Raw genomic sequence first — 11,599 nt, 5'->3', positions numbered from 1 at the left:
CCCGGCGGGGGCGGGTCTGTGGGGTTGGGGTGCGGTCGGGGGGGGGTCCGTGGTGCGGCCCCCGCCCCCGGTGATCACTTGAAGACGTCCTTGACCTTCTCGCCGGCCTGCTTGGTGTTGCCGGCGGCCTGGTCGCGCTGACCCTCGGCCTGCAGCTGCTCGTTGTCGGTGGCCTTGCCGATGGCCTCCTTGGCCTCGCCCACCAGCTCCTCGGCCTTGTTCTTGATCTTGTCGACGGCGCTCATCACATCTCCTCGTGGTGTGGAACTGGATCGTTCGCAACCGGCCCTACGCTGTAAGCCGGCGTGCGAGCCACTCATGCGCAGCCGGGCCGGCGCCCAAACATGGATGACACACATCACATCGACGCCCTCTCGACATGCTGAGCCTGACGTGCAGTGCGAGGGTCGAGCTCGACCACCACCACGCCGGACGAGGAGCACCGTGGCCACCCGCACGCCACCCGACCCGGACGACCAGGGCCCGGGGGAATCCGGCGCCCTCGCCGACGGCGGCGTCGCACCACCCGACCACCCCGCCGACAGCGACCTGCCCGAGAACCGGGGGGAGCGACCGGCGCACGAGGCCACCGGCCCCCTCGACCTGGGCACCCGGGTGCCGCTGGACCGGGAGCGCATCGTCCGCGGCGCCATCGAATTCATCGACACCCAGGGGCTGCCGCTGCTCACCATGCGGCGCCTGGGTGCCGCGCTCGGCGTCGAGGCCATGAGCCTGTACCGCTACGTGCCCAGTCGCGACGAGCTGCTCGACGCGGTGGTCGAGACCGTCGTCGACGAGCTCTTCGCCGACGACGACGTCCTGCTCGCCCCCGAGCACGGCTGGCAGGACTACCTGCAGCGGCTGGCCCACGGGGTCCGCCGCATCGCCCTGGCCCACCCCGCCGTCTTCCCGTTGGTCGCCACCCGGCCGTCCGCCGCGCCCTGGGTGCGCCCGCCGCTGCGCAGCCTGCGGTGGGTCGAGTCGTTCCTGGGCGCCCTGCAGACGAGCGGGTTCAGCAGCACGCAGTCGGTGGTCGCCTACCGGGCCTACACCAGCTTCCTGCTCGGGGACCTGCTGCTCGAGGTGGCTCAGCGGGGTGTGGGCATCAACGCCGTCGACGACCCCGACGGCGCGGCCGACGCCGACCCGCTCGACCTGGCCGACTACCCGCTGGTGTCGGCGCTGCAGCCCCTGCTGTCCCTGGACGAGACGCAGGCCGAGTTCGAGGAGTCGCTGGAGAGCCTGCTCGACCGGCTGCAGACGATGCTCGACACCGGCGCCCACCACCTGCCCCCGGTGGCGGTCGACACGTCGGAGGTCGAGGCGCCGCCCCCGGCCGGCATCTGATCCGTCCTGATCGGTTCCGCCCCCGCCGCGTCGGGTAGGGGGCCGGCATGAGCCTGCTCGGATTCCTCGACCGCGTCGCCGACTCCCCCGCCCTGGACGCCGCCGACCGCCCCGCGCGCGAGGCCGTGGGCCGCGCGCTGCGGCCCCGGGCGCTCAAGGACGCGCTCCACGGCACCTGGCTCGGCCACCCGCTGCACCCGGTGCTGGCGCAGGTGCCGGTCGGGTCGTGGATCGCCGCCGGGCTGCTGGACGCCGTCCCCCCGCTGCGCCCGGCGGCCACCGTGCTCATCGGCACCGGGGTGGCCGCCGCCGTCCCCACCGCGGTGGCCGGCTCGGCCGACTGGTCGGAGCAGGAAGTGGGCGTGCGCCGGGTCGGCCTGGTGCACGCGGCGCTCAACACCGTCGCGCTCGGGCTCTACGCCGGGTCGCTGGTCGCCCGGCGCCGCGGGTCGGGCACCACCGGGCGGGTGCTGGCCTACGCCGGGCTCGCCCTGGCCGGCGGCTCGGCGGCGGTCGGTGGCCACATGAGCTACGCGCAGAGCTCGGGCGTCTCGCACGCCGCCACCGCGGCCCGCGCGCTGACGCACGACTGGATCGACCTGGGCCCGCTCGACGAGCTGCCCGACGGCGCGCCGGTGCGCCGGTCCGGGCAGGGTCAGGGCGGGGAGGTGCCGCTGGCCGTGGTGCGCCGGGGCGACCGCGTCGACGTGCTCCTGGACGCCTGCGCGCACCTCGGGGGCCCGCTGTCGGAGGGCACGGTGGCGCAGGTGCGCGGCCGCGACTGCCTGGTCTGCCCCTGGCACGACTCGGCCTTCGACCTCGAGGCGGGCCAGCCCACCCGCGGCCCGGCCGCCGTCCCGCAGGAGAAGCTGGTGGTGCGGCTCGACAGCGGCCGCGTGCTGGCCCGCCTGGCCGGCCGGCACACCGGTGACGACTGATCAGCCCAACGCCTGTTCAACCTAGCGCCTGATCAGTCCAGCGCGGCTCCCGCAGCCGCCCGGACGAGGTCGGCCAGCCGGTCCAGGCTGGGGGACCGCAGCCGCCACTGCTGCCACCACAGCACGACGTCCACCGCGCCCTCGGGGTCCAGCTCGACGAGGCCGTCGTCCGGCCCGGTCTGCAGGTCGGGCACCATGCCCCAGCCCACCCCCAGCCGCACCGCGGCCAGGTAGTCGGCGCTGGAGGGCACGTGGTGGGTCGGCGGACTGGGGCGGTCGTGCGTGCGCCGCCGCAGGTAGGCGGCCTGGAGGTCGTCGGTGCGGTCGAACACCACCACCGGCGCCCGGCGCAGCGCCGTCGGGGTCACCCCGTCGGGGAACCACCGGTCGGCGAACCGCCGGGTCGCCACGGGGCGGTAGGTCATGGCCCCCAGCCGGGTGACCGAGCAGCCCGGGACGGCGGCGGGGTCGGCGGTGACGGCCGCCATCACCGTCCCGTCCCGCAGCAGCGCCGAGGTCATGGTCTGGTCGGCCACCCGCAGGTCCAGCTGCACGTCGGCGGCCAGCGGGGCGACCGCGGGCAGGAACCACGTGGCCAGGGAGTCGGCGTTGACCGCCAGCGGCAGCACCGGCGGCCCGGCGGGCCCCCCGGCCCCGGTCAGCGCCGCACGGGTGTCGGCCACGAGCAGCTCGACCTGGCGCGCCAGACGCAGCACGGCGGCCCCGGCCGCGGTCGGGACGACGGGCCGGCTGCGCACGAGCAGCACCTGGCCGGTGGCCGACTCCAGGGCCCGGATCCGCTGGCTCACCGCGGACGGGGTGACGTGCAGGACGCCGGCGGCCGCGTCGAGCGTCCCGGTCTCGACGGCCGCGACCAGGGCGCGCAGCTGCGGGAGGTCCACCGGAGCCGGTCGTCTAGGACTGCTGGTCGTCGGACAGCAGCGACCACACGTAGTGGGCGGTCACCAGGTCGCCCGCCGCCGGCTCGCGGCTCCACCCGATCTCCTCGTAGCGGTGCCAGACGGCGGCCACCTCGGCCTGCAGGGCCACCATCTCCTCCCGCGTGAGGCTGAGCCGCCCCATGCCCAGTGCGTGCTCGCCGTCGCCGTCGCTGCCCTCCCGGGCCCGCCGCTCGAGCGTGGCGGCGATGCGGGCGCGCAACGGGGAGAGGTAGGCGTCGACCAGGGCCAGCCGCCCCGCGGGGTCGTCGACCGCGCTCAACCGGATGTCGTAGCGCAGCGCCGGCGCCTCCCACAGCCGCTCCCGCCCGTCCTCCCCGGCGGCGGCGCGGCGCACGAGACCCACCCGTTGCAGCTCGCGCAGGTGGTAGCTCATCGAGCTGGGGCTGACCCGGGTGCGCCGGGCCAGCTGGGTGGCCGTCATCGGGGCCTGGGTGGCGAACAGCTCCTCGAACGCGATGAAGCGCACGGGCGAGGCGATCACCGCGAGCTGCGCGGCGTCGTCCAGCTCGAGCACCTCCGCCTTGCCGTCCACACCGCCTCCGTCCCCGGGTCGTGCAGCTGCTGATCACGCAATCCCCCGCCGGGCCCGCAGGTGCGGGTGCAACAGCTGTGCTGTCGGTCCTGCAGGATCATGCGCGCCGCTGTCGACACGGGCCACCTAGCTTCTGCTCCGTGGAAGCTGCCGCACTGGCCGGTCTGGGCCTGGGACTGTCGCTGATCGTCGCCATCGGGGCGCAGAACGCCTTCGTGCTGCGCCAGGGTCTGCGCCGGGAGCACGTGCTCGCCGTCGTCGCGGTGTGCACCGCGTCGGACGTCGTCCTCGTCCTCGCCGGGGTGGGCGGCACGGGCGCGGTGCTGGCCCGGGCGCCCTGGCTGGTGAGCGTCGTGCGGCTGGCCGGGGCGGTCTTCCTGCTCGGCTACGCCCTGCTGGCCGCCCGCCGCGCGGTGCGGCCCGCCGTCCTGGCCCCCGACGCGGCCGGCACCCGGGCGCCGCTGGGCCCCGTCGTCGGCACCGCCCTGGCGCTGACCTGGCTGAACCCGCACGTGTACCTGGACACAGTGCTGCTGCTGGGCAGCATCGCCGGCACCCACGGCGAGCACCGGTGGTGGTTCGCCGCCGGGGCCTGCGCGGCGAGCCTGCTGTGGTTCGCCGGGCTCGGGACCGGCGCACGGGCCCTGCGCCCGGTGTTCGCCCGCCCCGGGGCGTGGCGGGTGCTGGACGGCGTCGTCGCGCTCGTCATGACCACGCTGGCCTTCTCGCTCCTGCTCTCCGCCTGACCGCGCCCGGTTCCCAGCAGACCCACAGCCGCCGATGGCCGACTGGCAGCCGACTCCCGGGCCCCGAGCGGTAGGAACGGGTCATGAGCAGCAGCAGGAGGCAGTTCCTCGGTCGCGCCGGGCTCGGGCTGGGCGGGTTGGCCGTGGGCGGGGCGGTCGGCGGGACGCTCGGCACCGTGCTCACCCGCAGTGACGACGACGTGCGCGACGAGGCGCGGGCCCGGGCGCAGGAGCAGTTCATGGAGGCCGGCGGCGCGGCCGACGAGGGCGAGAGCGTGGCCCGGCTGGGCACCCACCGCGTCGTCTGGAACACGACGGTCACCTCGCCGATCGCCTGCATCAGCTTCGACGACGGCCCGACGCCGGAGTACACCCCGCGGATCCTCGAGGCGCTGGCCGCCGCCGGGGTGACCGCGACGTTCAACGTCATGGGCCACAACGCCGTGCAGCACCCCGACCTGCTGCGCGAGGTGGTCGCCGCCGGGCACGAGATCGGCAACCACACCTGGGACCACCAGGACCTCACCACGCTGACCGCGGCGCAGACCCGCGACGAGCTGGTGCGCTGCCGCGACGAGGTGGCCGCGTTGATCGACACGCCCTTCACCAGCTTCCGGCCACCGCGCGGCGAGATCACCGGCTACGCGCTGCGGGTGGCCGCCGAGCTGGGCTACGACACCTACATCTGGTCGGTCACCCGCGGGCCCGGGGACAAGAGGGAGGTCTCCGAGATCGGTGACTACATGGGCCAGACGGTGATCGCCGGGGACGTCCTGGGCCTGCACGACGGCATCGGCCGCGGCACCTTCGACCCCGACGCCTCGTTCGCGCAGGCCCTGGCCGAGCGGCGCGAGCTCGAGGTGCGGGCGCTGCCCTCGGCGCTGCAGCAGATCGCCGACCGCGGCATCACGCTGATGAGCGCCAACCGGCTGCTCGCCCTCAGCGAGCCCGAGCCGATCGGCGGTCAGCCCGCGACGACGGTGAACTGACCGGCCCTCTCAGATCCGGACGACGATGCCGCGCCGGGCCAGCAGCTGGCAGACCGCCCAGACCACGACGACGGACAACCCCGCGTACAGGTAGGCCGCCGTGGTCGCGCTGGTCAGGCCGGTCAGCCAGCGGTCGACGGCCGGCTGGACGTCGTACCGCAGCAGCGCGCGGAACAGCAGCTCCGACGTCGCGAACGCCACGATCGCGTTCAGGCCGAGCACCTCGGCCGGGCGGAACGGGCGCCGGACCCCGCGGACGTCGACCAGCCAGATCGCCGTGGCCAGCACCAGCAGCCCGATGCCGCCGGTCACCAGCACGAACGACGGCGTCCAGAGCCGCTTGTTGACCGGCAGCAGCGGGGCCACCGCGAGGCCGACCACCAGCAGCGCACCGGCCCCGGCCAGCATCCGTGGCAACGCACCGCGGGCGCCGCACTCGAGCAGCGCCCGGCCGGCCAGCACACCGAGGAACACGGTGACCGCACTGGGCAGGTACGAGTGCGGCGCCTCGGCGGAGAAGTCGAGCCCGAGCAGGTCGTCGAACCAGTGCGCCCAGCTCGCGTCCGGCTCGACCGCCGTCCGGCCCGTGCCCGGGACCGGCACGAGCACCGCGACGAGCGTGAGGACGGCGAGCACGGCCGCCGCGGTGGGCACCTGGGCGCGGCGGGGCAGCCGGAGCAGCAGCCAGCACAGCAGGTACGCACCGGCGACGTGGCCCAGCACCCCGGCACCGACGGCGTCGAACCCGTACTTGGCGACCACGATCAGCCAGCCGAGCAGGGCCAGCTTCAGCACCCGCAGGACCACGGCGCCGGGTCGGTCGGCACGGCGGGAGAAGGGCATCGACACCCCGACGACCAGCAGGAACACCGGGAAGACGACGTCGGCCAGCCGCAAGCCGTGCCACGGCGCGTGCACGAACTGCTCCCCGATCTCAGCGTTGCCGCGGTTGTCCACGAACAGCATGCCGACCACGGCCAGGCCACGGGCGACGTCCACGCCGTGCAGCCGCACCGTCGTCCCCGCTGCTGCGCCGACCTCGGACCCCACGTGTCCATGGTCGGGGTGCCCAGCCGCCCGCACCATCCCGGTGGGGCCGGCATGGATCAGCTGGGTTCACCAGTGTCCGTCCTGGCTCACCGGCGTCGGTGAGCCAGGACGGAGTTGGATCAACCCAGCTGATCCACGCCGAGCCAGGCCGGGCCGGGTCTCGTCAGGTCAGCGGGGAGCGCGGGAGCATCCGGTCGCTGATGATCCGCTTCTGGATCTCGCTGGTGCCCTCGAAGATCGTGGTCAGCCGGGCGTCGCGCCAGTGCCGCTCGACCTGCCGCTCGGTGGTGTAGCCGTTGCCGCCGTGCAGCTGCATGGCCTGGTTGGTCACCCGCACCGCCATCTCGGTGGCCTGCAGCTTCACCATCGCCGCCTCGCGCTCGCACGGCACGCCGACGTCGAGCAGGTGCGCCACCTGCCGGTAGAACGCCCGCGACTCCTCGACCTGGGCGGCCATCTCGGCGAGGGCGAACCGCAGCGCCTGGAAGTCACCGATCGGGTGGCCGAACTGCTCGCGCTCCTGCAGGTAGGTGGTGGTGTCCTCCACCGCGGCCCGGGCCAGCCCGACCGCACGGGCCGCGGTGTGCACGCGGGCGGTGTTGAGGAACTTCTGCGCCTCGGCGAACCCGGCGCGCCCACCGCCGTCGCCGTCCCCGGAGTCCCCGCCGACCTCGACGATCAGGTCGTCGGCGGGGATGCGGACGCCGTCGAAGGTGAGGTCCCAGGTCAGGAAGCCGTGGTAGCCGACCTTGTCGATGGGGTAGCCGCTCAGGCCGGGCGGGAACGAACCGCGCTCCTTGGCCAGCAGCACGTTGCGCAGCCCGCGTGACCGCGACTCCCCCGGCTCGGGGTCGGCCACCCGCACCAGCACCTGGATGAAGTCGGCGGCCTGGGCGTTGCCGCACCAGCGCTTGTGCCCGGTGATGACCCACTCGTCGCCGTCGCGGACGGCGCGGGTCTGCACGTTCGCGAGGTCGGAGCCGGCGTCGGGCTCGCTCAGCGCGACGGCCCCGATCCACGAGCCCCCCGCGGACCTGCGCAGCAACGCCGCCCGCCGGTCGGGGTCGGCGACCGAGGTGCCCATGCCCTGCGAGCGGGCGAGGATCGAGGCCACGCTCATCCAGGCGCGGGCCAGCTCCTCGCTGACCATGCAGTACTCGAAGACGCCCAGCCCGAGGCCGCCGTGCTCCTGGTCCACGGTGATGCCGAAGTACCCGAGCTCGCCGAGCCGCTCCAGGATGCGCTGCGGGATCTCGCCCTTCTGCGGGTCGAGCTCGTTCGCGACCGGCAGCACCTCGTCCATCGCGAACGCCCGCGCCTGCAGCTGCAGCGCCTCGCGCTCGGGGGTGTGCCACGGCGGCAGCAGGTCGGGCCGGCGGGGCTCCATCTCGACGGTGCCGGTGGTGGTCTCGTCGGTCGCGGTCACAGCGGGCTCCTGCACGTCGTCGGGCGGGGTCGGTGCCAAGTTACCGGCGGGTAACAGTCGCGGCACCCGCACTGGCCGAGATCACACCCCGCCGGCCAGCACCCCGCGACCGCGCTCCGCGGCCGTCAGGTGTCGGACCGGACAGCAGACGGGCGTCGCCATGGACAGGTGACCGCCGTCGCCGAGGGAGTGAGCGCGCTGCGCGCCGCTGCGGCCGACGGGCGGCTCGACGCGGTCTGCGCGCGGCACGGGGTCCGGGTGATGACCGTGTTCGGCAGCGCCGTCCACCACCCCGGGACCGCACGCGACCTGGACATCGCCGTCCTGCCCGACCAGCCGGCCGGTCTCGACCTCCTCCGGTTGCTCGAGGACCTCGTCGAGCTGGCCTTCGGGATCAACGGGCACGTCGTGGTCGCCCGCGCGTGACCTGCGCCCATCCGGGCCCGCGTCAGCGCGGGCCGCGCTCGGCGGCCAGCGCGACGTAGTGCTGCACCACCTCGGCGTCGTCCACGGCGCCCAGGTTGAGCGCCTTCTCGGGCGGGACGCCCTGGAACAGACGCTTGAGCGGCACCTCCAGGCGCTTGCCGGTGCGGGTGTGCGGCACGCCGGGGACGACGACCACCTCGTCGGGCACGTGCCGCGGGCTGGCCTCGCGGCGCACGGCCTCGCGGATCTCGGCGACCAGCGCGTCGGTGAGCTCGAACCCGGGCGCCAGCTGCACGAACAGCGGCATCCAGTAGCTGCCGTCGCGCTGCTCGACGCCGAGCACCACGCAGTCGGCGATCGCCGGGATGCTCTCGACCGCGGCGTAGAGGTCCGCCGTCCCCATGCGGACGCCGCCGCGGTTGAGCGTGGAGTCCGAACGACCGGTGATGAGGCAGCTGCCGGTGGGGGTGATCTCCAGCCAGTCGCCGTGCCGCCACACCCCGGGCCAGGGCTCGAAGTAGGCCTCCCGGTAGCGCGAGCCGTCGGCGTCGGCCCAGAAGTACAGGGGCATCGTCGGCATGGGCTCGGTGACCACCAGCTCGCCGAGCTCGCCCACCACCGGGTGGCCGTCCTCGTCCCACGAGGCGGCGGCCACCCCGAGCATCGGCCGCTGCAGCTCACCGGCCACCACCGGCAGCAGCAGCGACGAGCCGATGAACCCGGTGGCCACGTCGGTGCCCCCGGACAGCGAACCGAGGAACACGTCGGGCTTGACCGCGTCGTAGACCCACTCGAACGTCGAGGCCGGCAGCGGTGACCCGGTCGACCCGATGCCCCGCAGCGCGGACAGGTCGTGGGCGTCGCCGGGACGCAGGCCGGCCTTCTCGCACGCGGTCAGGTACCCGGCGCTGGTGCCCAGGTAGGTGGTGCCGCACGCCGCGGCGACGGCGAACTGCGCGTCGAGGGAGGGCCAGCCCGGGGCTCCGTCGTGCACCACCAGGGTCGCCCCGGTCAGCAGCGAGCAGGCCGCGATGTTCCACATGATCCAGGCGGTCGAGGCGTACCAGGAGAAGCGGTCGCCGGGGCCGACGTCCAGGTGCAGGCCACCCTGCTTGAGCTGCTCGACCGCCACCCCGCCGTGCCCGTGCACGATGCCCTTGGGCAGGCCGGTGGTGCCCGAGCTGTAGACGATCCACAGCGGGTGGTCGACGGGCAGCTCCTCGAACACCGGTGCCTGGACGTCGGCCACCGCGTCCGCCCAGGGCAGCGCGCCGGCCGGCACCTCGGCGTGCAGGCGGGGCAGCGCGATCGTCGTCCGCACCGTGGGCAGGGACTCCCGCAGCTGCGCGACGACGTCCTGGCGGTCGTGCTCGCGGCCGCCGAACCGGTAGCCGTCGACGGCGACCAGCACCACCGGTTCGATCTGGGCGAACCGGTCGAGCACCGCACGGGGGCCGAAGTCGGGCGCGCAGGCCGACCAGACGGCGCCGATCGACGCGCAGCCGAGGAAGGCGACGACGGCCTCGGGCACGTTGGGCAGGTACCCGGCGACCCGGTCGCCGCGCTGCACCCCGAGCCGGCGCAGCGTCGCCGCGAACGCGCCCACCTGCCCGCGCAACGACGCCCAGGACAGCTCCTCGGGGGCCGACAGGCCGTCGGCGGTCTCGCGCACCGACACGATCGCCGGCCGCTCGTCGGTGGCGTGCCGCAGCGCCAGGCGGGCGAGGTTCGTCGTCCGGCCGGGGAACCACTCGGCCCCCGGCATGGCTCGCGACCCGAGCACCTCGTCGTCGGCGACCGGGGCGTCGAACACGTCGAACCAGGTGGCGACGTCGGCCCAGAACTGGTCCAGGTGCTCGGTCGACCAGCGCCAGACCGCGTCGTAGTCCTGGCCGAGCGGAAGCCCCCGTCGCTCGTCCACCCAGGCGGCGAACCGGCCCAGCTGGGAGGCGGCGATGGACTCAGGTGTCGGCGACCACAGCGTCACCCCCCGCACCCTGCCAGAACCGGCCAGCCGCCGTCCCGCCCGGCGCGGCCGGTCCCGGCAGGTGAGACTTCGGGGACCACCTGAGCGACCCGGACGGAGACCCTGTGCACCCGATCCCGCACCGCCCGCTGTGACGACGTCCGTGCTGGCCGCCGGCGCGGTCGAGGTCTTCGGGGTGACCCTGGTCGGCGTCAGCACCACCACCGGGGTGAAGGTGCTGTTCACCCTGGGCCTGCTGCTCGTGGTCCTGGTGCTGCGGGCGCTGGCGCTGCTGGTGGCCCGGCGCACGCTGGGCGGCGAGGTCGGCGACCCCCGACGGTTCTGGGTCCGGCAGGGCATCCAGGTGGTGGTCGCCGTGGTGCTGCTGCTGGGCGTCGTGTCGATCTGGGTGACCCCCGACAGCGACATCACCACCGGCGTCGGGCTCATCACCGCGGGGTTGGCCTTCGCGCTGCAGCAGGTGGTGCTGTCACTGGCCGCCTACTTCGTCATCCTGCGCGGGGACACCTTCGGCGTGGGTGACCGGATCACCCTGGGCGGGGTACGCGGCGACGTGGTGCGCCTCGGTTTCCTCAAGACCACGATCATGGAGATGGGCCAGCCGCCCGCCGTGGCGGGTGCCGACCCGGCCGTGTGGGTGCACAGCCGGCAGTACACGGGCCGGTTGGTCACGGTCACCAACGGGGCGGTGTTCTCCGAACCGGTCTACAACTACACGCGCGACTTCCCCTACCTCTGGGAGGAGATCGTGCTGCCGATCGCCTACACCGCCGACCGGGCCCGGGTGGAGGAGGTCCTGCTGGGTGCGGCACGGGCGCACGCCGTGGTCGGCGACCCGGCCGCGGAGGCGGCCCTGGGGCGCATGCGCCAGCGCTACGCGATGGCCGAGGCGACCCTGGACCCGGCGGTGTACTGGCGGCTCACCGAGACCTGGCTGGAGCTCACCCTCCGCTTCCTGGTGCCCCACCGCGGCGTGCGCGACATCAAGGACGCGATCAGCCGCGAGGTGCTGGCGGGCCTGGACGACGCCGGCATCGAGGTCGCCCCGACCAGCTACGCGGTCAGCTCGCTGCCGCCGGTGCGCATCGTCGCCCCCGAGGGCACCGGACGTCCCTGAGCCGGGGCCGCGGACCGCCCCGGGGTTGGCGACCGCTCCGCAGGGGCAGGGCAGGGGCCACCGACGAGCCGACACCGAG

The 11,599-nt window shown here is 74.6% G+C and carries 12 protein-coding genes; 6 read left to right on the top strand and 6 right to left on the bottom strand.

The annotated features are described in order from the left end of the window. Positions 1 to 74: 74 nt before the first annotated feature. Positions 75 to 245 (bottom strand): CsbD family protein, encoded by a 171-nt coding sequence (locus TEK04_RS18735; protein ID WP_336405877.1) that lies wholly within the window; start codon positions 243 to 245, stop codon positions 75 to 77. 199 nt (positions 246 to 444) lie between these two features. Between TEK04_RS18735 and TEK04_RS18730 the strand changes: the two genes are divergently transcribed. Both TEK04_RS18730 and TEK04_RS18725 read left to right on the top strand, forming a co-directional pair. After that, entirely contained in the window at positions 445 to 1,347 is a 903-nt protein-coding gene (locus TEK04_RS18730; protein ID WP_336405876.1) for a TetR/AcrR family transcriptional regulator C-terminal domain-containing protein, read from the top strand. Positions 1,348 to 1,394: 47 nt separating this feature from the next. Continuing rightward, the gene (locus TEK04_RS18725) at positions 1,395 to 2,285 is read left to right on the top strand and encodes a Rieske (2Fe-2S) protein (protein ID WP_336405875.1); all 891 of its coding nucleotides are present in this window, start codon (positions 1,395 to 1,397) and stop codon (positions 2,283 to 2,285) included. Positions 2,286 to 2,317: 32 nt separating this feature from the next. Here the strand turns inward: TEK04_RS18725 and TEK04_RS18720 are convergent, their stop codons facing one another. Beyond that, on the bottom strand, positions 2,318 to 3,187 hold the full coding sequence (locus tag TEK04_RS18720) for a LysR family transcriptional regulator ArgP (protein WP_336405874.1): 870 nt from the start codon (positions 3,185 to 3,187) through the stop codon (positions 2,318 to 2,320). A 13-nt stretch (positions 3,188 to 3,200) separates the two neighbouring features. Continuing rightward, on the bottom strand, positions 3,201 to 3,779 hold the full coding sequence (locus TEK04_RS18715) for a helix-turn-helix domain-containing protein (RefSeq protein WP_336405873.1): 579 nt from the start codon (positions 3,777 to 3,779) through the stop codon (positions 3,201 to 3,203). A 140-nt stretch (positions 3,780 to 3,919) separates the two neighbouring features. On the opposite strand from TEK04_RS18715, the gene TEK04_RS18710 reads away from it, so the two are divergent. Both TEK04_RS18710 and TEK04_RS18705 read left to right on the top strand, forming a co-directional pair. Continuing rightward, entirely contained in the window at positions 3,920 to 4,525 is a 606-nt protein-coding gene (locus TEK04_RS18710; protein ID WP_336405872.1) for a LysE/ArgO family amino acid transporter, read from the top strand. An 83-nt stretch (positions 4,526 to 4,608) separates the two neighbouring features. Beyond that, entirely contained in the window at positions 4,609 to 5,514 is a 906-nt protein-coding gene (locus TEK04_RS18705) for a polysaccharide deacetylase family protein (RefSeq protein ID WP_336405871.1), read from the top strand. 9 nt (positions 5,515 to 5,523) lie between these two features. On the opposite strand, the gene TEK04_RS18700 is transcribed toward TEK04_RS18705, so the two are convergent. Then, positions 5,524 to 6,564 (bottom strand): heparan-alpha-glucosaminide N-acetyltransferase domain-containing protein, encoded by a 1,041-nt coding sequence (locus TEK04_RS18700; protein ID WP_336405870.1) that lies wholly within the window; start codon positions 6,562 to 6,564, stop codon positions 5,524 to 5,526. 163 nt (positions 6,565 to 6,727) lie between these two features. Next, positions 6,728 to 7,990, bottom strand: coding sequence for an acyl-CoA dehydrogenase family protein (locus TEK04_RS18695; RefSeq protein WP_336405869.1), 1,263 nt, complete (start codon positions 7,988 to 7,990; stop codon positions 6,728 to 6,730). Between the two features lie 168 nt (positions 7,991 to 8,158). Here TEK04_RS18695 and TEK04_RS18690 point away from each other — a divergent pair, with 168 nt between their 5' ends. Continuing rightward, the gene (locus TEK04_RS18690) at positions 8,159 to 8,416 is read left to right on the top strand and encodes a hypothetical protein (RefSeq protein ID WP_336405868.1); all 258 of its coding nucleotides are present in this window, start codon (positions 8,159 to 8,161) and stop codon (positions 8,414 to 8,416) included. 22 nt (positions 8,417 to 8,438) lie between these two features. Here the strand turns inward: TEK04_RS18690 and TEK04_RS18685 are convergent, their stop codons facing one another. Then, positions 8,439 to 10,403 (bottom strand): acetoacetate--CoA ligase, encoded by a 1,965-nt coding sequence (locus TEK04_RS18685; protein ID WP_336405867.1) that lies wholly within the window; start codon positions 10,401 to 10,403, stop codon positions 8,439 to 8,441. 130 nt (positions 10,404 to 10,533) lie between these two features. Between TEK04_RS18685 and TEK04_RS18680 the strand changes: the two genes are divergently transcribed. Continuing rightward, positions 10,534 to 11,520 carry a mechanosensitive ion channel family protein gene (locus TEK04_RS18680; RefSeq protein WP_336405866.1) on the top strand — a complete coding sequence of 329 codons (987 nt, stop codon included), beginning with the start codon at positions 10,534 to 10,536 and terminating at the stop codon, positions 11,518 to 11,520. Positions 11,521 to 11,599 lie beyond the last annotated feature (79 nt).

Source organism: Klenkia sesuvii (assembly GCF_037083825.1).
Lineage (GTDB): Bacteria > Actinomycetota > Actinomycetes > Mycobacteriales > Geodermatophilaceae > Klenkia > Klenkia sesuvii.
This window is presented reverse-complemented; position numbering and strand designations above follow the sequence as displayed.

Excerpts from the sequence above, each read along its gene's own strand:
- TEK04_RS18735 (WP_336405877.1), bottom strand. The coding sequence starts at position 245 with ATGAGCGCCGTCGACAAGATCAAGAACAAGGCCGAGGAGCTGGTGGGC.
- TEK04_RS18705 (WP_336405871.1), top strand. The coding sequence starts at position 4,609 with ATGAGCAGCAGCAGGAGGCAGTTCCTCGGTCGCGCCGGGCTCGGGCTG.
- TEK04_RS18725 (WP_336405875.1), top strand. The coding sequence starts at position 1,395 with ATGAGCCTGCTCGGATTCCTCGACCGCGTCGCCGACTCCCCCGCCCTG.